The 229-nt window shown below is 65.5% G+C and carries 1 protein-coding gene; it reads right to left on the reverse strand.

Translation table 11 applies throughout. From position 1 onward, the window contains the following. On the reverse strand, positions 1 to 229 hold a 229-nt coding region (locus tag R0J92_RS27480), incomplete at both ends, for a transposase (RefSeq protein ID WP_411054009.1).

A 229-nucleotide genomic window follows, 5' to 3' on the forward strand; every position in this document is an offset into this window, starting at 1 on the left:
CGGTAATCCTTCCAGCGGAACGTCACGCCACGCTCATCGAAGGCGACGAGGCGCTGGTTGGAGATGGCAACGCGGTGCGTGTAGCGTGACAGGTACTCGAGCACCGCCTTTGGTCCGGCGAACGGGCGCTTGGCGTAGACCACCCATTCGCAACTGCGTAGCGGCGCAAGCCACCGGGCAAAGGTGGCGGGGTCAGCGAGCCCGGTGTACTCGCCGAAGAACTGCAGGG

The organism is Tritonibacter sp. SIMBA_163 (assembly GCF_046535935.1).
Classification (GTDB): domain Bacteria; phylum Pseudomonadota; class Alphaproteobacteria; order Rhodobacterales; family Rhodobacteraceae; genus Epibacterium; species Epibacterium scottomollicae.